Below are 22,098 nucleotides of genomic sequence, written 5' to 3' on the forward strand. Positions count from 1 at the left end.
TATCCCCGAAGGAATAACTCCGCTCGACTTGCATGTATTAGGCACGCCGCCAGCGTTCGTCCTGAGCCAGGATCAAACTCTCCATAAAAGTGGCTTGTCCGAAAACTCGCCATTGTATGAATTCGCTTGTTAGCTCATTCAAAATACTAGCTTGCGAAACGTTAATTTCGCGATTTAAGACCATTTGACTGGTCGCTCATTGTTCAGTTTTCAAAGAACAAATTCCGTTGTTCATTCGCCCGTGTCTCAGCGGCGACTTGATTAATATATCACACGCTTTATAAACAATGCAAGGCTTTTTTTGATTTTTTTATCCACATGTTCATAACCCCTTAAAAAACCGTTGATATCAGCGGTATGTACGCATATTCAGGGCATAACGGGACAGCTCTTTCGGAGAGGCAATACGAGCATACATGCGGAAGATGACCTTATAGCGTTTGGCAATCGCGGTTTTAATATCGCCGTCTAGCCGGGAATCGTTCAAATCGAGCAGCATTTCGTCAAGTTCTTTGCGTAGTACGTAGTCGAGTTCTTTACATTCTTTGTCGTTGAACAGAATTCCGAGCATATCCGTTGGTGGCCCCCTTCAAATAATCGGCCGAAAAATATCGGCCAACATGAAGAAACTGCGATTAACGCCTGAAAACGGCACAATTACTTCATATTATCCAAATTTCAACAAAGCGAAACGAATATTCGCACTCCGAAATTTAGAAAAAGCGGCGCCTATCGCATGACACGATAAACGCCGCTTTATTGTTATGCTCAAATAATTGGAAATTTATTACTAACTAAGCAACCAAACTGTTACTGTACTCTCAATAACTGCTGCAACAATCAACATCACCACAATTAAAACCATAACCGGCAGCGTTCGCATCACGAACAGCTCAAGCTCTTGCCCCCAGCCTTTACGCTTCGTAAAGACGGTTCCAAGCCCCTGCAGCATCATTCTGCCAAACCGCAAACCATATGCACAAGCTATTATAATTGCCGCGATCTCGATGATACCGTGTGGCAGCAGCCCTTTAAACACCATTGTAAATACAGCTTCATTCCCCTGCTCCGCTGTCTTGTGAACCAAGTAACCGAGCAGCATGCCATTAATCGCTAAGAAAGCAATGGGTACGATCCCGAACAGCGAACCTACATACATGACCAGTATCGCTTTAATGGCATTATTGAAGAAGATAAACAGCATTAAGAATAAGGTCGGATGCGAGCTCGAATTAATATTTTCCGCAACCCCCTTCAGCCCACTGAGCTGACTGTTGATAAAGGAGTCTAAAACCGGGTTAGTTGCACCTACCACGATGCCGGCTAGCAGAAAAATCGTGCTGAACGCGATATAGTGCCGCATCGTCTGCAAATGTCGAAGGACTTCTCTTGGCGAAAACATAAGTAGGCGTCACCTCTTTGGGCTGTTTTTGGGATAACACGAATAAGTTGTTGGTACGAGCATAGATTGTACTAGAACAAGCCCTTATTGGAGAGGAGTGCAATTGTAATGAATATGTTTTATGTGATGAATGGACGGAAACTAAAGCGTTACTTTCTAGTCACCGTAGGTATTTTGTTTGCTGCGGGCGTTATTTACGCGGAGAAGGACAACATTACGGTGTTTGCTCCCAATCAGCCTGCGGCCATCTACAGCGTTCCGACAGATAAGAAGGTGATTGCCCTGACGTTTGACATCAGCTGGGGAGATAAACGCACGGAGCCGATCCTTGAAGTATTGAAGGAGAAAGGTGTGAAGAACGTCACGTTCTTCCTCTCATCGCCTTGGAGTCAAACCCACCCCGATATCGTCAAGAAGATCGTCGACGGCGGTTATGAAATCGGCAGTCATGGTCACAAGCATGACAACTACAGCACGTTCAGCGATGAAGAAATTCGCAGCCAGATCGAAACCGCTCAAACGATTTTGACGCAAGTTACCGGTAAGACACCAAGCCTGATCCGTATGCCTAATGGAGATTTTGACAAACGCGTCCTTCGTATTGCCGAGCAAATGAACTACAAAGTCATTCAATGGGATACCGATTCGCTCGACTGGATGAATATCGGCACGGACAAAATCATCAATCGTGTCGTCAGTAAAGCACATCCCGGGGATATCATTCTGATGCATGCCAGCGATTCCGTGAAGCAAACCCATGAAGCACTGCCTGCCATTATCGAACAGCTGCGCTCCAAGGGCTATGAATTTGTGACGGTATCGGAATTAATTGCCCAAACGGAGCTCCAAGGCAAGACGGTACAGGATAAAACAGCGATGTTCGAGCAGCTTGATGCTTCAGCCGAACAATAATAGCCCTTATACAGCCGGTTTCGCATTTGATGCGGAATCGGTTGTTTGTTGTTTGCGCACCAGTTTGTGCAGCCACAAGATTTGGTAGGCATTACAGACGAACATTGGGATGATCATAAATATCATTGCCGTTACATTGCTTTCCTCGCCTCTGAGGCTTGGCCATGCTTCGAGCAGCGTAACTACAACTTGTAGGAATAACGTCGGAATGAATGCATTATTGTTCGTTAGCTTGGCTTTGTAATAGGCTACTGCCCATGAGGCCAGTCCAAGTCCAAGCGGCAGCACCCAGAAAATCCAATTGTTATCGAGCTTCACGCGATCCTGGTAAAGCAAGTAGCCGATGCCGCCCAGTGCAAACAACGTCGTATACGCCTGAAGTGCGTTCCACATGTACTTTCTGCGGATGACGCTAAGTGCGATGTAATTCAAGGTCATGTAAGCAAAGAAGCCCATTTGACTGAATGCGCCGAAAAGCAGGCCGACTAGGGCCATCATGGCTGCATTAAAGCCTGCTGCCTCCAAGCCCATGAAGCCAAATGAAGCATCGGTCCATTGCATGATACTGCCGACAACAATGGTCACGACACCGCCAACGGCCATCGTACTCCAAAATAAGAAAAACAATTTGCGCAAGTTCACTATTTTCCACTCCTACAGGTTTGTTGAGATTGATGAATCCGGTATGTTTCAGGCGTTTATCGCCAGCGTTTCCGAATATGCCGAAACTATCCTTCATTTTACCATGTCCCATACAAAAAGCCATGCCGCTTCCATGATAATACGATGAACATTGTCGCATACTACACACAGCAACAGTTGCTTTTTCAGAAGGGAGACACTGACAGCATGGTTAAACGAATTACATGGCTTGGTGCCCTCATTGTCCTGACATTCAGCCTGTCAAGCTGCGGTACGCAGCAATCCAGCGCATCGAGTGAGCCCATCAGCTATAAAGACATGAAGTCTATGGTAATTGACATACTCAAAACCGAAGACGCGCAAAAAGCGCTCCAGGAATCGGCTTCCGCCGCAAGCGGCAACAACGGCACCAGCCTCCGGTCGTTGTCCGTGCAGGATCAAGAGCAGGTTCGACTGGCAGTCAAGGAAACGTTGGTGGCACCGGAGTACAGCAAGGTAATAGAGAAGTTGATGACCGATCCTCGTTTTGCTGGTGAATTCGCGAAGGCCGTAAATAAGCAAAATAAGCAAATTCACAAGGATTTGCTGAAGGATCCTACGTATCAGAAGGACCTCATTCAAGTGATGAAGAGTCCGGAAATGGACAAAATGATTCTTGAAGTGCTGCAAAGCACCCAATACCGGAAACAAACGATGTCGCTCATGCAGGAATCCATGCAAAATCCTCTGTTCCGTCTTGAAATTCTGGATCTGCTCAAGAAGGCGGTACAAGAGGAGCTTAAGCCTAAGCCGGATGAGAAAGTTACGAAACAAAAAGAAGGCGGCGATAAAAGCGGAGAAGGTGAAGGTGGCGGAGAAGGAGAAGGCGGCGGCGAGGGAGAAGGCGGCGGTGAAGGTGACAGCGGTATGAGTGATCAAGGCGGTTGATGATTAGATGACCAAAAAGCCGGTATCTCACACGATTAGGTGTGGGATACCGGCTTTTTCTACGTGATCGATTAGATCGGCTAGATTATGCTTCGCATTTCGCAATGACGCGGTCGGCGATGTCTAGGTAAATGCGGCCATTGTCCGTATCGGCTTTGTACACCGAAGGTGCGAAATCCGGCTCTGACGGATGGTTGTCCGGCGCGCCGAGCGGAATTTGAGCCAGCAGCTCGGCATTCAGCGATTCAGCCAGCCTTGCGCCGCCTCCGCGTCCGAATACATACTCATGCTCTCCATCCTTGCTTATAAAGTAGGACATGTTCTCGACGATACCGATAATCTCATGTTCGGTCTTAATCGCCATCGCCCCTGCGCGCGCAGCAACAAACGCGGCTGTCGCATGCGGCGTCGTGACGATGATTTCTTTGCTTTGCGGAATCAGCTGATGCACGTCAAGCGCTACGTCCCCTGTTCCCGGCGGCAGGTCCAGCAGCAAGTAATCCAGCTCGCCCCACTCGATCTCCGCAAAGAAATTGCGGAGCATCTTGCCCAGCATCGGCCCACGCCACACGATTGGCGCATTATCTTCTACGAAGAAGCCCATCGACATGACGCGTACGCCGAATTTCTCGATCGGGATGACGCGCTCATTCACGATCTGCGGGCGATCCTCGATGCCCATCATATCGGGCACGCTAAAGCCGTAAATATCCGCGTCGATGATCCCGACGCGTTTGCCCTTGCGGGCTAAGGCGACCGCGAGATTGACGGTCACCGTGGATTTGCCGACGCCGCCCTTGCCGCTGGCGACGGCGATGAACTGCACCCCGCTGCTGCTGCTCAGCAGCGGATGTGCCTCCAGCCCGGCCCCGTGCCCACGTACGGGGCCGGAGGCTGCAGCCTGCGGCTGCGCTGCCGCGGGCTTCGCTGCCGCAGGCGCGCCTTCGCCGGTGCGAAACCGGAAGTGCGCGGTTTCGGCCCCGGCGGCGGCAAGCGCTGCTTGCAGCGCAGCCTCGAGCGCGCGCTCAGCGCTCGCGCTTGCCCCAAGGACCGTCATCGAAACGTGACGGTCCTCCTTAACCATCACATCGCGGAAGGTAATCGCACCTTCCGCCATATAGGGGGCCGCCGCAGACTCAGCGGCCGCTAAAGCTTCTATGCGGGTCAACATGTTTAACCGTCTCCTCTTGTCCTTGAATAAGTGCTTATATTAATGGGTGTGTATGTACTTGCTCCATTATAACAAGACCAAGACCCTGTTCCAAGCCGTGGTTATTGGGGATCATTCGGTTCCGTGCCTGCGGCTGCTCCCCATTTCTCACCGGCAGTGAAGCGAAGAACACCTTGATAGATGGAAGCCGCAACCTTCTTCTGGTACTCGGCATCTGCAAGCCGCGCTGCTTCTCCCGGATTGGATAAGAATCCGACTTCCACTAAGGCGCTCGGCACTTCATCCATAGCCTTAAGCAGATATACCGTGTTAACAGTAGCAGCTACCCGCTCGGTATTTGCCAAATTGCGCTTAATTTCATCTTGAATCAAAGAAGCAAGGACCGCATTCTCCGGTAAATTCGGATAAAAGAACGTCTGAGCCCCAGACCAACGAGGGGAAGGGATACTGTTCATATGAATGCTGAGCAGCATGGCGGCGTTCTTTTCTTTTACAAATTTGGCGCGGTTCACTAAGTCCTGTGTCTTACGTTTGCTTATCTTCGACGTGCCTTCCTCAGCCAGATCGTAATCCCCTTCTCGTGTCATAACCACGATCGCGCCGGCTTGCTGCAAATAATCTCTCAGCTGCAAAGCTATGGCTAAATTCAAATCCTTCTCTACCATCCCCTGCTTGCTGACCGCTCCGCCATCAACGCCGCCGTGACCTGCATCTATCGCGATCACCTTACCGGATAAAGGCAGTGTCCAATACGTCCAGGTGCGTGTGGCTGGCACCTCCTGCGTGAGCAGAATCACAGTTAGTATAACCGCCGCCACGCCAAGGGAAATGCGTGCAGCACCGCGATACGTGATCCAGATGACGAAACGTTTCCGAACTCCGCGCATACAAAAGCCACCCCTATCTCCATCCGATGATCGTGCACAGGAGTCTGTCCTGTACTCTTTATCATCCTATGGGACGAGGTGGCTTGTTATGCTTTGATCAACTTCTTATTAATTAACTGGCTGCTCTGACATGCCTTCAATAAGAATTTTGGCGACTTCCGGACGCGAGAATTCCGGCGGTGGGCAAACACCATCACGCAGCAAAGCGCGAACTTTCGTACCCGACAGCGTCAGATGACTCTCTTTGTCATGCGGGCAGGTTTTGCTCGACGCCATATTGCCGCATTTGGTGCAGAAGAAGCTGTGCTCGAAATAAAGAGGAGTAATGCCAAGCTCATCCGCTGTAAAGGAACGCAATAGATCCTGGGCTTCATACGTGCCGTAGTAGTCGCCTACACCGGCGTGGTCGCGACCGACGATAAAGTGGGTGCAGCCGTAGTTTTTGCGAACCATAGCATGGAAGATCGCTTCACGTGGCCCAGCATAACGCATAGCCGCCGGGAACACGCCAAGGAATGTCCGATCAGCCGGATAGTAGTTCTCCAGCAAGGCGATATAACTCTTCATTCGAACATTTGCAGGAACATCATCCGACTTAGTTTCACCTACAAGAGGGTTCAAGAACAACGCATCTACGATTTCCATGGCACACTTCTGAATGTACTCATGTGCACGGTGAACCGGGTTACGCGTTTGGAAGCCGACAATCGTACGCCAGCCTTTCTCTGCGAAGATCCGTCTAGTCTCAGAAGGATCAAAATAAAACTCATTGAACTTCTCAGGCACCGGACGGTTAAGAACCGTAATCGGTCCGCCAACATACGTATTAGGTCGGCTGAACGTTTTGGCAACACCAGGGTGTTCGATGTCATCCGTCTTATACACATTAACAGCCTCATGCTTCTGATCAACGCTGTAAATGCTTTCGATATCAATAACGCCATAAACAATACCGTCTTCGCCTACAAGTGCTGCACGCTGGCCTGTAGAGAGCTCGGAGGCTTTCGCCTCTTCTACTGCCAATGTAATTGGAATGCTCCATACCGTGCCGTCTGCAAGGCGCATACGTTCAACTACCGAGCGGTAGTCAGCTTCATTCAAGAAACCGGTAAGCGGCGAGAATGCGCCAACTCCGATTAGATCCAAATCCGATACTGCCCATGTGTTAACAATGATGACCGGTAATGCTGCCGCTTCTGCCAGCAGCGCATCGCGCTCAGCTCCGCTTGCGACTCGGTTGATGAGTACGCCGCCATGTGGCTTAATGCTGCTCATGCTCTGAAAGCCCCCTCTTATTTATGCAATCCGCATTCTGTTTTTTCTTGACCGGACCAGCGGCCTGCACGTGGATCCTCACCAGGCATTACCTGACGTGTGCAGTGCTCACATCCGATACTCGGATAGTGATTGTCGTGAAGCGGATTGTAGTACACATTGTTCGTACGGATATAATTCCATACATCTTCGGAAGTCCAGTTCGCAATTGGATTGAATTTCACTAATCCAAACTTTGTATCGTATTCAATCTTCTTCGCGTTCGCGCGTGTAGGCGCTTGGTCACGGCGAATACCTGTAATCCACGCTTCATATTTGGAAAGGATTTGCGTCAGCGGATCTACCTTGCGAATATTGCAGCAATGGGATGCATCGCTCTTCCAGAGCTCTTCGCCAAATTGAGAAGCTTGCTCTTCCGGCGTAATTGCAGGCTTTACTTCTACAAATTTCAAATTGTAGATTTCCGCCATTTTATCGCGGGTTTCATAGGTTTCTTTAAAGTGGAAGTCCGTGTCCAGATAGAAAATATCCGTTTTCGGGCTGATTTTTTGCAGCATATCGACAAGTACGACATCTTCCGCACCGAAACTGCAGGCAAACGTAATGTTCGGGAAAGTTTCTACTGCGAATTTAATGATCTCCTGCGGCGATGCTGTTTCCAACTCTTCCGCTTTCTGCCTGATTAGTGCTTCCTTTTCAAACAAGTTCATGGTGAAGACCTCCATATTCAAATTCCTAGTAAACTAATCTACATTAAATTATACGTCGATTGCTCCATTTGTTCAATATTTTTAAATGATAACCGGAATATGAAAAAAATGCCTTCTCTGCATGCAGAGAAGGCATTTTCGTAAGTCGATATTAACGTTTGGAGAATTGTGGCGCGCGACGTGCTGCTTTAAGACCGTATTTTTTACGCTCTTTCATACGTGGGTCACGAGTCAAGAATCCTGCACGCTTCAAGGCTGGACGGAATTCCGGATCTGCTTTAAGCAGAGCACGGGAGATACCGTGACGGATAGCGCCGGCTTGACCGGAGATACCGCCGCCGTGTGCGATTACCAAGATATCGTATTTGCTTGCAGTCTCAGTAAGAGCAAGCGGTTGTTTAACGATCAGCTTCAGTGTTTCCAGACCGAAGTAATCATTCAAGTCACGTTTGTTAATAATGATTCGTCCTTCACCCGGCACGAGACGTACACGTGCTACAGAGTGTTTACGACGACCGGTTCCATAGTATTGAACTTGTGCCATGAAACTGTCCTCCCTCTATTTACCCGCGAAGTTCGTAAACTTCTGGATTTTGTGCTTGATGTGGATGTTCTGGTCCGGCATAAACTTTGAGCTTCATCTTCATTTTGTCGCCAAGACGATTCTTTGGAAGCATGCCGTAGATCGCTTGCTCCAATACTAGCTCTGGTTTGTTCTTGATCATGTCCTGAGCCGGAGTTACTTTAAGTCCGCCTTGGTACATGGAGTGACGGTAGTACATTTTGTTTTGAAGTTTTTTACCAGTAAGGTGAATTTTCTCCGCGTTGATGACAACTACAAAGTCACCAGTATCAACGTGTGGAGTAAAAGTCGGTTTGTGCTTGCCGCGGATCAGGCTAGCAGCTTCGCTCGCTAAGCGACCAAGCGTTTTGCCTTCTGCGTCAATGACAAACCATTTGCGATCAACTTCGCTGGACTTTGCCATATAGGTAATGCGCATGGATGTTCCTCCTTGTTCATTCAAACATTGGTTCTAAATTAATTTATAATGTTACGGTACGTTAGAGATGAATGGTGGATCGACCAAAGGTCTACTCTAAGCCATCATCTGTAACCGGCTCGATTCCATTCAAAAATGCTATTGTTGGTTGGCGATCTCAGTCGGGGCTGTGGGAGAGCCACTAAGAAAGCACAAGTTATATTCTACAACATAGGATTAACAAGTGCAAGCTATTTGTTTAGGCATTATGCCCTCAGAGCACTGGTAATACTCGTCAATCGTCGTAGGAAACTTCCCAAAGCATCAGACCGTGAGCCATCGCTGTCGGTCCGGCCGCAGTACGGTCCTTCGCATCAAGGATTCGCTCAAAGTCAGACACGGTCAGCTTCCCTTCCCCTACCCATAGTAAGGTACCCACAATGATTCTCACCATGTTATAGAGAAAGCCATCTCCAGTCACAAATAGATCCAATTTCCCTTCACCTTGTTCGATTCTCGCCTCTAGAATCGTTCGCACATGCGTACGCTTCGTAGAACGCAGCGATGCAAAGGAAGTGAAATCATGCTTGCCAACCACTTTGGACAACGCTTCCCTCATTTCAGGCAAGCGAAGAGGCATGGGATAATGGAACCGGTAATCCCGTTCGAATACATCTGCAAACTTATTGGTGTCGATGGAGTAGCGATACGTTTTTCGTTTCGCACTGTAGCTTGAATGAAAATCAAGGGGTACTTCATCGGCCTTTAAGATGGCGATGTCAACCGGCAGTCGTGAGTTCAAGGCAAGCGCCCAGCGACCGACCGGAATTGGCGAGGAGGTGACGAAATTAAACACCTGCCCCCTCGCGTGCACACCTGCATCCGTTCTGCCGGATGCCACGATATGAACCTTCTCACCGGTCAACACATGAATCGCTTGCACAAGTACGTCCTGCACCGTATTTCCGATGGGCTGCGTTTGAAAGCCATGATAATGCGTGCCTACATAGCTGACAACCATCCGTATGTTCTTCATCCCATATGGTCCCCCTAGTGAACGGTATCAAGGGCAACAAAAAAAGGTGGCCGCAAGGTCCACCCTTTCCGAAAGAAACTTTCGCGGGCGCCAGTATATGTCGCCAGCCGTTTCTTCTTGCTACGCGCGATCCACCAGTTCCAAGTAAACCATAGGTGCCGCGTCACCGCGACGTGGTCCTAGTTTCAAAATACGCGTATATCCGCCCGGACGTTCCGAGTAACGGGTAGCCAGTTCGGAGAACAATTTTTGAATTGCATCTTGTTCACCAGCTACCAAAGACTCACGGCGAACGAAAGCTGCAACTTGACGACGAGCGTGCAGATCACCACGTTTTGCAAGTGTGATTAGCTTCTCAGCGATTGGACGAAGCTCTTTTGCTTTCGCCTCAGTCGTTTGAATGCGCTCATACAAGAACAAGTCTGTAACGAGGTCACGGAACAATGCTTTCCGGGAGCTTGCGTCACGGCTCAATTTTGAATATGCCATCGATTTTCCCCTCCTTAAAACAGTCTATCGACCTTTAGTCTACGCTGCTTTTTATTCTTCCATGCGGAGGCCAAGACCCAGTTCTTCGAGCTTTTCTTGAACTTCTTCCAAAGACTTGCGTCCGAGGTTACGGACTTTCATCATGTCTTCTTCTGTTTTCGTGATCAGCTCTTGGACGGTGTTGATACCTGCACGTTTCAGACAGTTATAAGAACGTACCGAGAGATCGAGCTCTTCGATCGTCATCTCAAGTACTTTCTCTTTCTTGTCTTCTTCTTTTTCAACCATGATCTCAGCATCTTTCGCTTCGTCAGTCAAACCAACGAACAGATCCAGATGCTCAGTCAAAATTTTGGCGCCGAGGCTTACAGCCTCTTCCGGACGAATGCTTCCGTCGGTCCAAACTTCAAGTGTGAGCTTATCGTAGTTAGTCACTTGACCAACGCGAGTGTTCTCAACCGAGTAGTTTACACGAGTAATTGGTGTGTAGATGGAATCAACAGGAATGACGCCAATTGGTTGGTCTTCCCGTTTATTCCGATCTGCTTGCACATAACCGCGTCCGCGATTAGCAAATACCCGCATGTGGAGCCGTGCACCGGAGGCCAGCGTCGCGATATGAAGATCAGGGCTTAAAATCTCGACATCGCTGTCTGCGCGAATATCGCCAGCCGTAACGTTGCCATCGCCTTCCGCGTCAATCTCCAGTACCTTCTCTTCGTCGGAATGGATTTTCAGCGAGAGGCCTTTGAGATTCAGGATGATTTCGGTAACGTCCTCCATCACACCTGGAACCGTAGAGAACTCATGAAGTACACCATCGATTTGAACAGAGGTTACCGCTGCACCAGGCAGCGACGACAACAGGATTCGGCGAAGCGAATTCCCGAGCGTTGCTCCGTAGCCACGTTCAAGCGGTTCAACAACGAACCTTCCGTACGTGCCATCCTCGTTTAGTTCTACGGTTTCGATTTTCGGCTTTTCGATCTCAATCACAATAGTACCCTCCCTCAAAACGTCGCTCCGTTACCATTATCGCATAAGTAGTCAAATCATGTAGTATGGCAAACCTTCACAACCATTATTCACAAGTTGTAGTCATTTGATACCACAAATATTGACTATACGCGACGACGTTTTGGCGGGCGGCATCCGTTGTGCGGAACTGGAGTAACGTCTTTAATAAGGTTTACTTCCAGACCAGCTGCTTGTAGCGAACGAATCGCTGCTTCACGGCCTGCGCCAGGACCTTTAACCATTACTTCAACAGTTTTCATGCCGTGTTCCATTGCCGCTTTTGCTGCAGATTCAGCAGCCATTTGAGCTGCGAACGGCGTGCTCTTACGGGAACCTTTAAAGCCGAGGTTACCCGAGCTTGCCCAAGAAATCGCGTTTCCGTGCGGATCAGTAATCGTAACGATCGTATTATTGAATGTCGAGCGGATATGCGCTACGCCAGTATCAATATTTTTACGGTCACGACGTTTCGTACGAACCACTTTTTTTGGTTTAGCCATTTCGGTTATCCCTCCTTCTTATTTCTTCTTGTTCGCTACAGTCCGGCGAGGACCTTTACGCGTACGAGCATTTGTTTTCGTCCGTTGACCACGAACCGGAAGTCCACGACGGTGACGTACACCGCGGTAGCAGCCGATCTCGATCAGACGTTTGATGTTAAGCGAGATTTCGCGGCGAAGGTCGCCTTCTACTTTAACCGTTTTATCGATTGTTTCGCGAAGTTGGCTGACTTCATCTTCTGTCAGATCACGAACGCGAGTATTTTCGCTAATACCGGTTGCGCTAAGAATTTGATTAGCAGTCGTTCTGCCAATACCGAAGATGTATGTCAGAGCGATGACAACGCGCTTATCACGCGGTAAGTCTACACCAGCAATACGTGCCATGTATCGTTATTCCTCCTTATCCTTGTTTTTGTTTGTGTTTCGGATTTTCACAAATCACCATAACATTGCCTTTGCGGCGAATGACTTTACATTTCTCGCAAATCGGCTTGACCGATGGTCTAACCTTCATTGTGATTACCTCCCGAATTCTTTCGTCGGCAAGCCTTTTAAGGCCTACTTCCGATAGGTAATGCGTCCTCTAGATAAATCATAAGGCGACAATTGAATGACTACTTTATCTCCTGTCAGAATGCGGATAAAATGCATTCTCAGTTTGCCCGATACATGGGCGAGAATTTGGTGTCCATTCTCAAGTTCAACCTTGAACATGGCGTTAGGTAGTGGTTCGATGACCGTACCTTCGACTTCAATGACGTCTTCTTTGGCCATAGTCATTCTCCTTTCCCTTGCACAGCCTTCTGAATAGCATAACGCAGTTTAGCGTTAGTAACACGGCCGGTTTCCCGCATGCTGTCAGCCACTTCATGACTGACGACCGGTTGCATCAGAAGATGCAGTACGTTCTTCTTCTTCGATTGATCGAAGCGCCGCTTGTCTCCGTCAGCTACAAGGACGAAACGTTCATCCAGAACCTGAATGATGACGGCGTATGAGCCTCCGTCTTTTCCTTTAAGGACCTTAACTATACGGCCGATCTCCGGCATATGTTCCAATGCACTCAACCTGCCTGCTCCCTGGATAGGGTTAAGATTTCGCAGCCGTCCTCTGTGACGGCAACCGTGTGCTCGAAATGAGCGCATCGGCTGTTATCCTGTGTCACGACTGTCCAATTATCCTCCAGAGTACGCACATATCGCTCACCGATGTTGACCATCGGTTCTATCGCCAGCACCATTCCTGGTTTTAGACGAGGTCCGCGATCGGGTAATCCGAAATTCGGGATTTGCGGTTCTTCGTGCAGATCTGCACCAATGCCATGCCCCACAAAGTCTCGAACAACAGAAAAACCAGCAGCTTCAATCACTTGTTGAATCGCATGCGAGATGGTTAACAAACGAACATCCGGTTTCACGAGCGCGAGTCCTGCATAAAGCGATTGTTCTGTAATGTCGAGCAGCCGCTGAGACTCTTCACTAATACTGCCTACACCGTAGGTCCAAGCGGAATCGCCATGGTAGCCTTTATACTGTGCGCCAATATCTATGCTGATGATGTCGCCATCATGCAACTTACGTGATCCTGGAATACCGTGTACCAGCTCATTGTTTACAGAAGCGCAGATACTGGCAGGAAATTGATTGTACCCTTTAAAAGAAGGTATTGCGTCCTGACTGCGAATGTACGACTCAGCAATAACGTCCAATTCTTTGGTCGTAATGCCGGGACGAATAGCTTGTTTGAGCAAGCGATGCGTCTCCGATACAATTCGGCCAGCTATTCTCATTACTTGCAATTCCGATTCGGATTTGCAAATGATCATTCTGCTGTTCCCCGCAGGCAGCTAACGATGTCAGCTGTAACTTCGTCGATTTCTTTCTCGCCGTCTACTTCGCACAAAACGGCTTTACTTGTGTAGTACTCAAGTAATGGAGCTGTTTTGGAGATATATTCGTCGAGACGCGTGCCTACTTTTGCTTCCGTATCGTCTGACCGCTGGTACAGCTCGCCGCCGCATTTATCACAAACGCCTTCTTGCTTCGGCGGGTTGAACATAACATGGTAAGTGGAGCCGCATGCTTTACAAATGCGACGACCGGTCAGACGCGCAAGCAGTAGACCGCGGTCAACCTTCAAGTTAACAACATGATCGATACTGCGTCCCATTTCAGCCAACATCCCGTCCAGCGCCTCAGCTTGTTGCAGCGTGCGAGGAAATCCATCCAGCAGGAAGCCGCCATTACAATCCTCAAGTTGGAGACGTTCACGAACGATGCCGTTCGTAATTTCATCCGGGACAAGAAGACCTTGATCCACGAATTCTTTAGCCTTCAGACCAAGAGGTGTGCCTTGCTTCATTGCTAAACGGAAAGCATCGCCAGTGGAAATGTGCGGGACACTGAAAGTGTCCACGATACGTTCCGCCTGTGTGCCTTTGCCGGCGCCCGGAGGGCCCATGAATAAGATGTTCATTAGCGTGTTCCTCGCTTTAAACATAATAGGCTCGGCCGGGTCCCGCCACACAATTAGATGCGCGGAAGCCCGCTTGCGAACCTATTGTTATTTATTGATAAACCCTTTGTAGTGGCGCTTGATCAATTGCGTCTCGATTTGCTTCATCGTATCCAGTGCAACACCGATTACGATTAGCAGCGAGGTTCCGCCTAGCTTCACATCACGAGGCAAATCAGCGAGCGTGCCGAAGAGTACCGGCAAGATCGAGATGAGCGATAGGAAGATCGCTCCGCTGAGTGTGATCCGCGACATGACGCGCGTAATGTAGGAAGATGTAGGCTTACCAGGACGAATGCCCGGGATATAACCACCATTTTTCTTCATTTGATCGGCCATCTGCACCGGATTGATTTGCACAAACGTGTAGAAGAACGTGAAAGCGATAATCAGAATTACGTACAACACCATGCCAAGCGGCTTGTCGTAGTACATATGAGTTTGAACCCAAGATGCCCAAGCATGTGTCGACCAGAAGTTCGCGATCGTAACCGGGAACATCAGAAGCGATACCGCAAAGATAACCGGGATAACACCTGCACCGTTAACTTTCAGCGGAATGTGGGTAGATTGCCCACCGTACATTTTCCGTCCAACAACGCGCTTAGCGTATTGAACCGGAATTTTACGAATACCTTGTTGTACAAAGATAACGCCGACGATAATTGCGACGATCGCAATTACAATCACCACTACCTTGATAATGCTAAGGAAGATGTTGCTTGCATCAACAAACTCCGCTGTGTAGATCGAACGGATGTGAGAAGGAATTGCTGCTACGATACCGGCAAAAATCAAGACCGAGATCCCGTTGCCGATGCCTCTCTCTGTAATCTGCTCACCGAGCCACATGAGGAAGGCTGTTCCCGCCGTTAGAATTATCGCAATCATAATATAATCCGTAACCGTTGCACCAGGAATCATATCGTACTGATATTGCCGGTTAAAACCAATTGCAGTACCAAAACCTTGGACTAAACCAAGAACAATCGTACCGTAACGAGTAATCTGAGCAAGTTTACGTTTACCGTTCTCGCCTTCCTTCGCCCATTCGGCGAATTTAGGGATAACGTCCATCGACAGAAGCTGTACGATGATCGATGAGGTAATGTAAGGCATGATCCCGATCGCGAAGATCGAGAACTGGAACAGTGCCCCACCGGAAAACGTATTAAGCAAACCAAACAATTCAGAACCGGCCTGATCAGTTTGTGTAAATACATCTTTATTGACACCAGGAACCGGTATAAAGGAACCGATCCGGTAAACCAATAGGATGAACAGCGTGAACAGGATCCGCTTGCGAAGGTCTTCCACTTTCCAAATGTTGGACACGGTCTTGAACAATTAGATCACCTCGGTTTTACCGCCGGCAGCCTGGATTTTCTCTACCGCAGATTGAGAGAACTTGCTTGCTTTTACCGTAAGCTGAACAGTGATTTCGCCGTTACCCAAGATCTTGATTCCGCTCTGTGGGTTTTTAACGATACCTTGCTCAAGCAGAAGCTCAGGTGTTACCTCTGTGCCAGCTGCAAAGCTGTTCAACTCATCGATGTTCACAATCGCATACTCTTTACGGAACGGGTTGTTGAAGCCGCGTTTAGGCAAGCGACGGTACAATGGGTTTTGTCCGCCCTCGAAGCCTGGGCGAACGCCGCCACCGGAACGAGCATTTTGACCTTTATGACCACGACCGGCTGTCTTACCGTTGCCGCTACCGATACCGCGGCCTTTACGGAAGCCTTCTTTACGCGAACCCGGTGCTGGTGAAAGTTCATGCAATTTCATCGTACGTTGCACCTCCTTAATGTTTTACGCTGCTTTCTGTACGAGTTTGCTTCATCAGCAAAACTCGTCTTTGAAAGCATACTTTTGAAGCGGTATATCGTTTACGCCATTAAAGACGATTTAAGCTTGTACTTCTTCCACTTTAACCAAGTGGCTGACATGAGTGATCATGCCACGAATAGCCGGGCTGTCGCTGTGGACAACCGATTGACGAATCTTGCGAAGACCAAGCGTAGCAACTGTCGCACGCTGCTTCTCGTTACGACCGATCAGGCTGCGAACGAGGGTGATTTGCAATTTTGCCATCGTATTCTCCTCCTTAGCCCAAAAGCTCTTTCACGGTTTTGCCACGAAGTTTAGCAACGTCCTCGGCACGTTTCAGACGGGAAAGTCCTTCTAGTGTCGCGTTAACCATATTCATGGAGTTTGAAGAACCAAGCGATTTGGTTAGAATGTCGCCAACACCTGCAAGCTCAAGAACGGCACGAACCGGTCCGCCTGCAATTACTCCAGTACCTTCAGATGCTGGTTTAAGCAATACACGGCCAGCGCCGAAGTGTCCGAGTACTTGATGTGGGATTGTTGTTTTCACAAGTGGTACATGGATCAGGTTTTTCTTAGCATCTTCGATACCTTTGCGGATTGCATCCGGTACCTCGCCAGCTTTACCGATCCCTGCGCCAACATATCCTTTACCGTCACCTACAACTACCAGTGCGCTAAAGCTGAAACGGCGTCCGCCTTTTACTACTTTCGCTACACGGTTGATTTGAACTACTTTTTCAGTTAGTTCCAACGTATTTGGATCGATACGCAAGTCGACTTACCTCCTTCATAAGTATTATCGATTAAAACTCAAGTCCTGCTTCGCGAGCTGCATCAGCCAGTGCTTGAATTCTTCCATGGTACAAGTAACCGCCGCGGTCGAAAACCACTTGGTCTACGCCTTTCGCTTTAGCGCGAGAAGCGATAACTTCGCCGATTTTACGAGCAGCCTCGATGTTACCACCATTGCTGAATTGTTCTGCGATTTCTTTATCAAGCGTGGACGCTGAAGCGACCGTTACGCCTAGAACATCATCAATCAATTGTGCATAGATGTGTTTGGAGGAACGGAATACAGAGAGACGCGGACGCTGCGTAGTTCCGTTGATTTTCTTACGCACACGCAGGTGACGTTTGAGACGTGCTTTGTTTTTATCGCCTTTTGTAATCATTCGTTGTACACTCCTTTCCTTGTGCTTATGAAGCTATCCGATTAAGCAGCGCTAAGCGCCTGCTTATTTCTTCTTACCAGCTTTACCTTCTTTACGAAGGATACGCTCGCCTTCATACTTGATACCTTTACCTTTATACGGCTCAGGCTCACGTACGGAGCGAATTTTCGCAGCAGTTGCACCAACGAGTTCTTTATCGATGCCTCTAACAGTGATTTTCGTGTTCGATGGAACATCGAACTCGATTCCGCTCTCAGGAGTGATTTCAACTGGATGCGAGTAACCTACGTTAAGTACGATTTTCTCGCCAGTTTTGTTTGCACGGTAACCAACGCCTACTAGCTCAAGGTTTTTTGCAAAACCTTCAGTTACACCACTAACCATGTTAGCGATGACGCTGCGAGTTGTACCGTGTAGGGAACGATGCAATTTATTGTCAGAAGGACGCTCTACAGTAATTACGCTGTCTGCTACTACCACTTTCATATCCTTGTGGATTTCGCGGCTCAGTGTACCTTTAGGTCCTTTAACAGTGATCAAGCTGTTGTCCAAGTCGATGTTTACGCCACCTGGAACTTGGATCGGTTTACGGCCAATACGAGACATTGTTACACCTCCAATCGTTGTGACAGTTAATTACCAAACGTAGCAGACGACTTCGCCGCCGGATTTAACTTGGCGTGCTTCTTTATCAGTCATAATTCCTTGGGACGTGGAAATGATAGCCATTCCCAGGCCGCCCAATACGCGAGGCACTTCAGTGCTTTTCGTGTAAACGCGTAGACCCGGTTTGCTGATACGTTTCAGCCCCGTAATTACACGCTCTTGGTTCGGGCCGTATTTAAGGAAAATACGGATCATCCCTTGTTTGTTATCTTCAATATACTCGGCATCGCGGATAAAGCCCTCGCGTTTCAAAATTTCAGCGATTTGCTTCTTTACTTTCGAAGCAGGCATTTCTACGGTCTCATGACGCACAACGTTTGCGTTGCGAATGCGTGTAAGCATATCTGCGATCGGATCAGACATAACCATTGTGTAAACCTCCTTCCCGAACTAGGCTGATTACCAGCTTGCTTTTTTAACGCCAGGAATCTGGCCTTTGTATGCTAATTCACGGAAACAAATCCGGCAAATTTTAAACTTTTGCAAAACGGAATGCGGACGGCCGCAACGTTCGCAGCGTGTGTAAGCCTGCACTTTGAATTTAGGAGCACGTTGCTGCTTAACCTTCATCGAAGTTTTTGCCACTTGGTATTACACCTCCTGTGGATTACTTCGTAAACGGCATGCCCATTTGGGTCAGCAGTTCACGAGCTTCTTCGTCCGATTTTGCCGTCGTGACGATGACGACGTCCATACCGCGTACTTTGTCAACTTTATCATACTCGATCTCAGGGAAGATCAATTGCTCTTTCAAACCCAGAGTGTAGTTACCACGGCCATCAAACGCTTTGTTTGATACGCCGCGGAAATCGCGTACGCGTGGAAGTGTGACATTGAACAGTTTATCAAGGAAGTAGTACATACGCTCACCGCGTAGTGTTACTTTAACCCCGATCGGCATGTTCTCGCGAAGTTTGAAACCAGCGATCGATTTCTTGGAGCGAGTTACTACAGGCTTTTGACCAGAGATCAAACGCATGTCTTCAACAGCAACATCGAGAACTTTAGAGTTGGAAACAGCCTCACCAACACCCATGTTGATTACGACTTTCTCGATCTTAGGCACTTGCATTACTGTTGTATAGTTGAACTTCTGCATAAGAGCAGGAGTGATTTCATTCAGGAAACGATCTTTCATTCTTGCTGCCATGTAACGTGGACCTCCTTTCCGTATCGGTCAATTAATCAATTACCTCGCCGGATTTTTTAGCGATCCGGACTTTTTTGCCGTTATCAAGCACTTTATATCCGATCCGAGTTACTTTACCGCTCTTAGGATCGATGTGCATAACGTTGGAAACGTGAATCGCCGCTTCTTGCTCGATAATGCCGCCTTGCGGATTAGCTTGCGAAGGACGAGCATGTTTCTTCACCATATTGACGCCTTCAATCAGTACGCGGTTTTGGCGCGGATACGCAGCAATAACGCGGCCTTTTTTGCCTTTGTCTTTGCCCGTAATGACCATTACCGTGTCGTCTTTCTTCACGTGCAATTTATTGTTATGGGATTCTAACACTTTCTTCAACCGTGGCATGAGTTACACCTCCTGCGTGCTTGCGCGGAATGCGCAAAGTACTTTTTAGATAACTTCCGGAGCAAGCGATACGATTTTCATGAAGTCGCGGTCGCGAAGTTCACGAGCAACTGGTCCAAAAATACGTGTGCCGCGCGGGCTTTTGTCTTCTTTTACGATAACCGCTGCATTCTCATCAAATGCGATGTATGAACCGTCTTTACGGCGAACCGCACGTTTCGTACGTACGATAACCGCTTTAACTACATCACCCTTTTTGACAACGCCACCGGGTGTTGCTTGTTTGACGGAGCAGACGATCAAATCGCCGATATGGCCAACACGACGTCCAGTACCACCGAGCACACGAATGCACATCAGTTCTTTAGCGCCGGAGTTGTCAGCGACAGCTAAACGTGTAAATGGTTGAATCATTTCAACGTCCTCCTTTCGGGAAAATGCTTACTAGGAAGCATTTCTTACAAAATAACAGCAGCTTCAACGATTTCGACTAAACGGAACCGTTTGTCTTTGGATAGCGGGCGAGTTTCCATGACTTTAACGATATCACCGATCTTAGCTTGGTTGTTCTCGTCGTGCGCCTTGAATTTTCTCGTGTATTTAATACGTTTGTGGTATAGATCGTGTTTTTTGTAAGTTTCAATGGCAACAACGATTGTTTTGTCCATTTTATCACTCACGACTTTACCTACTTGAACTTTGCGGGCATTACGTTCGCTCATGTTCATCCTCCTTCCATGCATTCGTTATCGCTCACGGACAATCGCAGTTTAGCTGCTGATTCCGAGTTCTCTTTCACGAAGAACGGTTTTGGCACGAGCTATATCCTTACGTACGTCGCGGATGCGAGTTGGGTTTTCCAGTTGGCCGGTAGCCAATTGAAAACGAAGGTTGAATAGCTCTTCTTTGAATCCAGCGACTTTTTGTTCGAGTTCAACAGAGGTTAGGTTGCGGAAATCATTAGCTTTCATTTGCTTCACCACCCACTTCTTCGCGTTTCACGAACTTCGTTTTAACTGGGAGTTTATGTGCTGCAAGGCGCATAGCTTCACGTGCGATCTCTTCAGATACGCCAGCAAGCTCGAACATTATTTTGCCCGGTTTTACGACAGCAACCCATTTTTCTACGTTACCTTTACCGCTACCCATCCGGACTTCAAGAGGCTTTTGCGTAATTGGTTTCGCAGGGAAAATCTTGATCCATACTTTACCGCCACGTTTAATGTAACGAGTCATCGCAATACGCGCTGCTTCGATTTGACGGTTAGTGATCCATGAAGGCTCAAGTGCTTGTAGACCGTATTCGCCGAAGGCTACTTCAGTACCGCCTTTAGCGCGACCTTTCATATGACCACGTTGTTGCTTACGATGTTTGACACGTTTTGGTACCAACATGATTAGTTGCCTCCTTCCTGTGGAGCTTTCTTCTTAGTTGGAAGGATTTCACCGCGATAGATCCATACTTTAACGCCGATACGGCCGTATGTTGTCGCAGCTTCTGCTGTTCCATAATCAATGTCTGCACGCAGCGTATGAAGTGGAACTGTACCTTCGCTATAACCTTCTTGACGAGCAATCTCAGCGCCGCCCAAACGACCGCTAACGGCAGTTTTGATACCTTTCGCGCCCATACGGATTGTACGTTGGATGGATTGTTTCATTGCACGGCGGAACGAGATCCGACGCTCAAGTTGTTGTGCAATGCTCTCAGCTACGAGAATCGCATCAAGTTCTGGATGTTTGATCTCAGAGATGTTGATGTGCACTTTTTTGCCTTTAGCGATTTTCGACAGTTCGGAACGAAGGTTTTCAACTTCAGATCCGCCTTTACCGATTACCATACCAGGCTTAGCTGTATGAATTGTAACGTTAACGCGGTTAGCTGCACGCTCGATTTCGAACTTGGAGACAGCCGCATCTTTCAATTTGTTTTTGAGGTACTCACGGATTTTAACATCTTCCATGAGCAATTCGCCGAAGTCTTTGCCTGCGTACCATTTGGATTCCCAATCACGGATAATACCAACACGTAGACCGACCGGGTTTACTTTTTGTCCCACACGTTTTCCCTCCTTATTTTTCGGATACCACCAAAGTAATGTGGCTGGTTCTTTTGTTAATCCGGCTAGCACGACCCATTGCGCGCGGGCGGAAACGTTTCATTGTTGGCCCTTGGTTAACAAACACTTGTGTAATCACAAGTTTGTTCACGTCCAATTGGTAGTTGTGCTCCGCATTAGCAATTGCGGAATTCAGCAGCTTCTCAACGATTGGGGAAGCCGATTTTGGTGTGTGGCGCAGAATCGCGATTGCTTCGCCGACTTGCTTACCACGGATCAAATCAACAACCAGCTGAGCTTTACGAGGTGCAATGCGGACGTGGTTAGCGAACGCTTTAGCTTGTTGCATGGATGAACCTCCTCTCGA

General features: G+C 48.3%; 37 protein-coding genes and 1 rRNA gene. 2 read left to right on the top strand and 36 right to left on the bottom strand.

The features are described from left to right. The 3 genes from BLW29_RS28985 to BLW29_RS28995 form a co-directional block, all read right to left on the bottom strand. Positions 1-88: ribosomal RNA gene (locus BLW29_RS28985) — 16S ribosomal RNA — on the bottom strand; the annotation flags it as partial. Between the two features lie 261 nt (positions 89-349). Beyond that, positions 350-571: a hypothetical protein gene (locus BLW29_RS28990; protein WP_090986273.1), complete on the bottom strand. Its 222-nt coding sequence runs from the start codon at positions 569-571 to the stop codon at positions 350-352. Between the two features lie 219 nt (positions 572-790). Next, positions 791-1,402, bottom strand: coding sequence for a stage II sporulation protein M (locus BLW29_RS28995; protein WP_090986274.1), 612 nt, complete (start codon positions 1,400-1,402; stop codon positions 791-793). A 108-nt stretch (positions 1,403-1,510) separates the two neighbouring features. Here BLW29_RS28995 and pdaB point away from each other — a divergent pair, with 108 nt between their 5' ends. Beyond that, positions 1,511-2,314, top strand: a complete 804-nt coding sequence (gene pdaB, locus BLW29_RS29000; RefSeq protein WP_090986276.1) for a polysaccharide deacetylase family sporulation protein PdaB — start codon at positions 1,511-1,513, stop codon at positions 2,312-2,314. 6 nt (positions 2,315-2,320) lie between these two features. On the opposite strand, the gene BLW29_RS29005 is transcribed toward pdaB, so the two are convergent. Beyond that, positions 2,321-2,956 carry a KinB-signaling pathway activation protein gene (locus BLW29_RS29005; RefSeq protein ID WP_177186858.1) on the bottom strand — a complete coding sequence of 212 codons (636 nt, stop codon included), beginning with the start codon at positions 2,954-2,956 and terminating at the stop codon, positions 2,321-2,323. A gap of 207 nt (positions 2,957-3,163) precedes the next feature. On the opposite strand from BLW29_RS29005, the gene gerD reads away from it, so the two are divergent. Then, positions 3,164-3,883, top strand: coding sequence for a spore germination lipoprotein GerD (gene gerD / locus BLW29_RS29010; protein WP_090986278.1), 720 nt, complete (start codon positions 3,164-3,166; stop codon positions 3,881-3,883). 85 nt (positions 3,884-3,968) lie between these two features. On the opposite strand, the gene BLW29_RS29015 is transcribed toward gerD, so the two are convergent. From BLW29_RS29015 to rplV, 32 genes are all read right to left on the bottom strand, one after another. Then, complete coding sequence (locus BLW29_RS29015) at positions 3,969-5,054, bottom strand: P-loop NTPase (RefSeq protein WP_090986280.1); 1,086 nt, start codon at positions 5,052-5,054, stop codon at positions 3,969-3,971. Between the two features lie 101 nt (positions 5,055-5,155). Beyond that, positions 5,156-5,941, bottom strand: a complete 786-nt coding sequence (cwlD, locus tag BLW29_RS29020) for an N-acetylmuramoyl-L-alanine amidase CwlD (RefSeq protein ID WP_090986282.1) — start codon at positions 5,939-5,941, stop codon at positions 5,156-5,158. A gap of 108 nt (positions 5,942-6,049) precedes the next feature. Then, positions 6,050-7,216 (bottom strand): sulfate adenylyltransferase, encoded by a 1,167-nt coding sequence (gene sat, locus BLW29_RS29025; RefSeq protein WP_090986284.1) that lies wholly within the window; start codon positions 7,214-7,216, stop codon positions 6,050-6,052. A 17-nt stretch (positions 7,217-7,233) separates the two neighbouring features. Next, entirely contained in the window at positions 7,234-7,926 is a 693-nt protein-coding gene (locus tag BLW29_RS29030) for a phosphoadenylyl-sulfate reductase (RefSeq protein WP_090986287.1), read from the bottom strand. Positions 7,927-8,077: 151 nt separating this feature from the next. Beyond that, entirely contained in the window at positions 8,078-8,470 is a 393-nt protein-coding gene (gene rpsI / locus BLW29_RS29035) for a 30S ribosomal protein S9 (RefSeq protein WP_090986288.1), read from the bottom strand. Positions 8,471-8,489: 19 nt separating this feature from the next. Continuing rightward, the gene (gene rplM / locus BLW29_RS29040) at positions 8,490-8,927 is read right to left on the bottom strand and encodes a 50S ribosomal protein L13 (protein WP_090986290.1); all 438 of its coding nucleotides are present in this window, start codon (positions 8,925-8,927) and stop codon (positions 8,490-8,492) included. Positions 8,928-9,201: 274 nt separating this feature from the next. After that, positions 9,202-9,942 (bottom strand): tRNA pseudouridine(38-40) synthase TruA, encoded by a 741-nt coding sequence (gene truA, locus BLW29_RS29045; protein WP_090986292.1) that lies wholly within the window; start codon positions 9,940-9,942, stop codon positions 9,202-9,204. Between the two features lie 120 nt (positions 9,943-10,062). Further along, complete coding sequence (gene rplQ, locus BLW29_RS29050; protein ID WP_090583277.1) at positions 10,063-10,431, bottom strand: 50S ribosomal protein L17; 369 nt, start codon at positions 10,429-10,431, stop codon at positions 10,063-10,065. A 51-nt stretch (positions 10,432-10,482) separates the two neighbouring features. Beyond that, positions 10,483-11,427, bottom strand: coding sequence for a DNA-directed RNA polymerase subunit alpha (locus BLW29_RS29055; RefSeq protein WP_090986294.1), 945 nt, complete (start codon positions 11,425-11,427; stop codon positions 10,483-10,485). Positions 11,428-11,552: 125 nt separating this feature from the next. Continuing rightward, positions 11,553-11,948 carry a 30S ribosomal protein S11 gene (rpsK, locus tag BLW29_RS29060; protein ID WP_090986296.1) on the bottom strand — a complete coding sequence of 132 codons (396 nt, stop codon included), beginning with the start codon at positions 11,946-11,948 and terminating at the stop codon, positions 11,553-11,555. Positions 11,949-11,966: 18 nt separating this feature from the next. After that, on the bottom strand, positions 11,967-12,335 hold the full coding sequence (gene rpsM, locus BLW29_RS29065) for a 30S ribosomal protein S13 (protein ID WP_090986298.1): 369 nt from the start codon (positions 12,333-12,335) through the stop codon (positions 11,967-11,969). 16 nt (positions 12,336-12,351) lie between these two features. After that, on the bottom strand, positions 12,352-12,465 hold the full coding sequence (gene rpmJ, locus BLW29_RS29070; protein WP_003333770.1) for a 50S ribosomal protein L36: 114 nt from the start codon (positions 12,463-12,465) through the stop codon (positions 12,352-12,354). A gap of 44 nt (positions 12,466-12,509) precedes the next feature. After that, positions 12,510-12,725 (bottom strand): translation initiation factor IF-1, encoded by a 216-nt coding sequence (infA, locus tag BLW29_RS29075; RefSeq protein WP_015847200.1) that lies wholly within the window; start codon positions 12,723-12,725, stop codon positions 12,510-12,512. Positions 12,726-12,727: 2 nt separating this feature from the next. Further along, positions 12,728-13,000 carry a KOW domain-containing RNA-binding protein gene (locus BLW29_RS29080; RefSeq protein ID WP_090986392.1) on the bottom strand — a complete coding sequence of 91 codons (273 nt, stop codon included), beginning with the start codon at positions 12,998-13,000 and terminating at the stop codon, positions 12,728-12,730. A 14-nt stretch (positions 13,001-13,014) separates the two neighbouring features. Continuing rightward, positions 13,015-13,776, bottom strand: a complete 762-nt coding sequence (gene map / locus BLW29_RS29085; RefSeq protein WP_090986300.1) for a type I methionyl aminopeptidase — start codon at positions 13,774-13,776, stop codon at positions 13,015-13,017. Next, entirely contained in the window at positions 13,773-14,426 is a 654-nt protein-coding gene (locus BLW29_RS29090; RefSeq protein WP_090986302.1) for an adenylate kinase, read from the bottom strand. The genes map and BLW29_RS29090 overlap by 4 nt, the downstream gene beginning before the upstream one ends. A gap of 87 nt (positions 14,427-14,513) precedes the next feature. Continuing rightward, positions 14,514-15,812, bottom strand: a complete 1,299-nt coding sequence (secY, locus tag BLW29_RS29095) for a preprotein translocase subunit SecY (protein WP_090986304.1) — start codon at positions 15,810-15,812, stop codon at positions 14,514-14,516. After that, on the bottom strand, positions 15,813-16,253 hold the full coding sequence (gene rplO, locus BLW29_RS29100; protein WP_090986306.1) for a 50S ribosomal protein L15: 441 nt from the start codon (positions 16,251-16,253) through the stop codon (positions 15,813-15,815). A gap of 120 nt (positions 16,254-16,373) precedes the next feature. Beyond that, complete coding sequence (gene rpmD / locus BLW29_RS29105; protein ID WP_090986308.1) at positions 16,374-16,559, bottom strand: 50S ribosomal protein L30; 186 nt, start codon at positions 16,557-16,559, stop codon at positions 16,374-16,376. 13 nt (positions 16,560-16,572) lie between these two features. Next, positions 16,573-17,070: a 30S ribosomal protein S5 gene (gene rpsE / locus BLW29_RS29110; RefSeq protein WP_090986309.1), complete on the bottom strand. Its 498-nt coding sequence runs from the start codon at positions 17,068-17,070 to the stop codon at positions 16,573-16,575. A 31-nt stretch (positions 17,071-17,101) separates the two neighbouring features. Then, entirely contained in the window at positions 17,102-17,470 is a 369-nt protein-coding gene (gene rplR, locus BLW29_RS29115; protein ID WP_090986311.1) for a 50S ribosomal protein L18, read from the bottom strand. Positions 17,471-17,533: 63 nt separating this feature from the next. Continuing rightward, a complete protein-coding gene (gene rplF / locus BLW29_RS29120; RefSeq protein ID WP_090986312.1) occupies positions 17,534-18,076 on the bottom strand; it encodes a 50S ribosomal protein L6 in 543 nt (180 codons plus the stop codon). Between the two features lie 30 nt (positions 18,077-18,106). Then, entirely contained in the window at positions 18,107-18,505 is a 399-nt protein-coding gene (gene rpsH / locus BLW29_RS29125; protein ID WP_090986314.1) for a 30S ribosomal protein S8, read from the bottom strand. Between the two features lie 30 nt (positions 18,506-18,535). Next, positions 18,536-18,721 carry a type Z 30S ribosomal protein S14 gene (locus tag BLW29_RS29130; protein ID WP_090583249.1) on the bottom strand — a complete coding sequence of 62 codons (186 nt, stop codon included), beginning with the start codon at positions 18,719-18,721 and terminating at the stop codon, positions 18,536-18,538. Positions 18,722-18,743: 22 nt separating this feature from the next. Further along, positions 18,744-19,286 (bottom strand): 50S ribosomal protein L5, encoded by a 543-nt coding sequence (rplE, locus tag BLW29_RS29135; RefSeq protein ID WP_090986316.1) that lies wholly within the window; start codon positions 19,284-19,286, stop codon positions 18,744-18,746. A 31-nt stretch (positions 19,287-19,317) separates the two neighbouring features. Continuing rightward, a complete protein-coding gene (rplX, locus tag BLW29_RS29140; protein ID WP_090986318.1) occupies positions 19,318-19,671 on the bottom strand; it encodes a 50S ribosomal protein L24 in 354 nt (117 codons plus the stop codon). Between the two features lie 45 nt (positions 19,672-19,716). After that, positions 19,717-20,085 carry a 50S ribosomal protein L14 gene (gene rplN, locus BLW29_RS29145; RefSeq protein ID WP_090583243.1) on the bottom strand — a complete coding sequence of 123 codons (369 nt, stop codon included), beginning with the start codon at positions 20,083-20,085 and terminating at the stop codon, positions 19,717-19,719. 44 nt (positions 20,086-20,129) lie between these two features. Continuing rightward, positions 20,130-20,393, bottom strand: a complete 264-nt coding sequence (gene rpsQ, locus BLW29_RS29150; RefSeq protein ID WP_090986321.1) for a 30S ribosomal protein S17 — start codon at positions 20,391-20,393, stop codon at positions 20,130-20,132. Between the two features lie 48 nt (positions 20,394-20,441). Beyond that, a complete protein-coding gene (gene rpmC / locus BLW29_RS29155) occupies positions 20,442-20,642 on the bottom strand; it encodes a 50S ribosomal protein L29 (RefSeq protein ID WP_090583239.1) in 201 nt (66 codons plus the stop codon). Continuing rightward, entirely contained in the window at positions 20,632-21,066 is a 435-nt protein-coding gene (rplP, locus tag BLW29_RS29160; protein WP_090986323.1) for a 50S ribosomal protein L16, read from the bottom strand. Before rplP ends, rpmC begins: the two co-directional genes overlap by 11 nt. A gap of 2 nt (positions 21,067-21,068) precedes the next feature. After that, positions 21,069-21,731 carry a 30S ribosomal protein S3 gene (rpsC, locus tag BLW29_RS29165; RefSeq protein WP_090986324.1) on the bottom strand — a complete coding sequence of 221 codons (663 nt, stop codon included), beginning with the start codon at positions 21,729-21,731 and terminating at the stop codon, positions 21,069-21,071. Positions 21,732-21,744: 13 nt separating this feature from the next. Continuing rightward, complete coding sequence (rplV, locus tag BLW29_RS29170) at positions 21,745-22,080, bottom strand: 50S ribosomal protein L22 (RefSeq protein WP_090986326.1); 336 nt, start codon at positions 22,078-22,080, stop codon at positions 21,745-21,747. Positions 22,081-22,098 lie beyond the last annotated feature (18 nt).

Origin of the sequence: Paenibacillus sp. CF384 (assembly GCF_900106745.1) — a bacterium.
In the GTDB taxonomy this organism is placed as follows: domain Bacteria; phylum Bacillota; class Bacilli; order Paenibacillales; family Paenibacillaceae; genus Paenibacillus_Z.

Coding starts and splice junctions, on each gene's coding strand:
- BLW29_RS28990 (WP_090986273.1), bottom strand. CDS start 571: ATGCTCGGAATTCTGTTCAACGACAAAGAATGTAAAGAACTCGACTAC.
- BLW29_RS28995 (WP_090986274.1), bottom strand. CDS start 1,402: ATGTTTTCGCCAAGAGAAGTCCTTCGACATTTGCAGACGATGCGGCAC.
- pdaB (WP_090986276.1), top strand. CDS start 1,511: ATGAATATGTTTTATGTGATGAATGGACGGAAACTAAAGCGTTACTTT.
- gerD (WP_090986278.1), top strand. CDS start 3,164: ATGGTTAAACGAATTACATGGCTTGGTGCCCTCATTGTCCTGACATTC.
- BLW29_RS29015 (WP_090986280.1), bottom strand. CDS start 5,054: ATGTTGACCCGCATAGAAGCTTTAGCGGCCGCTGAGTCTGCGGCGGCC.
- cwlD (WP_090986282.1), bottom strand. CDS start 5,941: ATGCGCGGAGTTCGGAAACGTTTCGTCATCTGGATCACGTATCGCGGT.
- sat (WP_090986284.1), bottom strand. CDS start 7,216: ATGAGCAGCATTAAGCCACATGGCGGCGTACTCATCAACCGAGTCGCA.
- BLW29_RS29030 (WP_090986287.1), bottom strand. CDS start 7,926: ATGAACTTGTTTGAAAAGGAAGCACTAATCAGGCAGAAAGCGGAAGAG.
- rpsI (WP_090986288.1), bottom strand. CDS start 8,470: ATGGCACAAGTTCAATACTATGGAACCGGTCGTCGTAAACACTCTGTA.
- rplM (WP_090986290.1), bottom strand. CDS start 8,927: ATGCGCATTACCTATATGGCAAAGTCCAGCGAAGTTGATCGCAAATGG.
- truA (WP_090986292.1), bottom strand. CDS start 9,942: ATGAAGAACATACGGATGGTTGTCAGCTATGTAGGCACGCATTATCAT.
- rplQ (WP_090583277.1), bottom strand. CDS start 10,431: ATGGCATATTCAAAATTGAGCCGTGACGCAAGCTCCCGGAAAGCATTG.
- rpsK (WP_090986296.1), bottom strand. CDS start 11,948: ATGGCTAAACCAAAAAAAGTGGTTCGTACGAAACGTCGTGACCGTAAA.
- rpsM (WP_090986298.1), bottom strand. CDS start 12,335: ATGGCACGTATTGCTGGTGTAGACTTACCGCGTGATAAGCGCGTTGTC.
- rpmJ (WP_003333770.1), bottom strand. CDS start 12,465: ATGAAGGTTAGACCATCGGTCAAGCCGATTTGCGAGAAATGTAAAGTC.
- infA (WP_015847200.1), bottom strand. CDS start 12,725: ATGGCCAAAGAAGACGTCATTGAAGTCGAAGGTACGGTCATCGAACCA.
- BLW29_RS29080 (WP_090986392.1), bottom strand. CDS start 13,000: ATGCCGGAGATCGGCCGTATAGTTAAGGTCCTTAAAGGAAAAGACGGA.
- map (WP_090986300.1), bottom strand. CDS start 13,776: ATGATCATTTGCAAATCCGAATCGGAATTGCAAGTAATGAGAATAGCT.
- BLW29_RS29090 (WP_090986302.1), bottom strand. CDS start 14,426: ATGAACATCTTATTCATGGGCCCTCCGGGCGCCGGCAAAGGCACACAG.
- rplO (WP_090986306.1), bottom strand. CDS start 16,253: ATGAAATTGCATGAACTTTCACCAGCACCGGGTTCGCGTAAAGAAGGC.
- rpmD (WP_090986308.1), bottom strand. CDS start 16,559: ATGGCAAAATTGCAAATCACCCTCGTTCGCAGCCTGATCGGTCGTAAC.
- rplR (WP_090986311.1), bottom strand. CDS start 17,470: ATGATTACAAAAGGCGATAAAAACAAAGCACGTCTCAAACGTCACCTG.
- rplF (WP_090986312.1), bottom strand. CDS start 18,076: ATGTCTCGTATTGGCCGTAAACCGATCCAAGTTCCAGGTGGCGTAAAC.
- rpsH (WP_090986314.1), bottom strand. CDS start 18,505: ATGGTTATGTCTGATCCGATCGCAGATATGCTTACACGCATTCGCAAC.
- rplE (WP_090986316.1), bottom strand. CDS start 19,286: ATGGCAGCAAGAATGAAAGATCGTTTCCTGAATGAAATCACTCCTGCT.
- rplX (WP_090986318.1), bottom strand. CDS start 19,671: ATGCCACGGTTGAAGAAAGTGTTAGAATCCCATAACAATAAATTGCAC.
- rplN (WP_090583243.1), bottom strand. CDS start 20,085: ATGATTCAACCATTTACACGTTTAGCTGTCGCTGACAACTCCGGCGCT.
- rpsQ (WP_090986321.1), bottom strand. CDS start 20,393: ATGAGCGAACGTAATGCCCGCAAAGTTCAAGTAGGTAAAGTCGTGAGT.
- rpmC (WP_090583239.1), bottom strand. CDS start 20,642: ATGAAAGCTAATGATTTCCGCAACCTAACCTCTGTTGAACTCGAACAA.
- rplP (WP_090986323.1), bottom strand. CDS start 21,066: ATGTTGGTACCAAAACGTGTCAAACATCGTAAGCAACAACGTGGTCAT.
- rplV (WP_090986326.1), bottom strand. CDS start 22,080: ATGCAACAAGCTAAAGCGTTCGCTAACCACGTCCGCATTGCACCTCGT.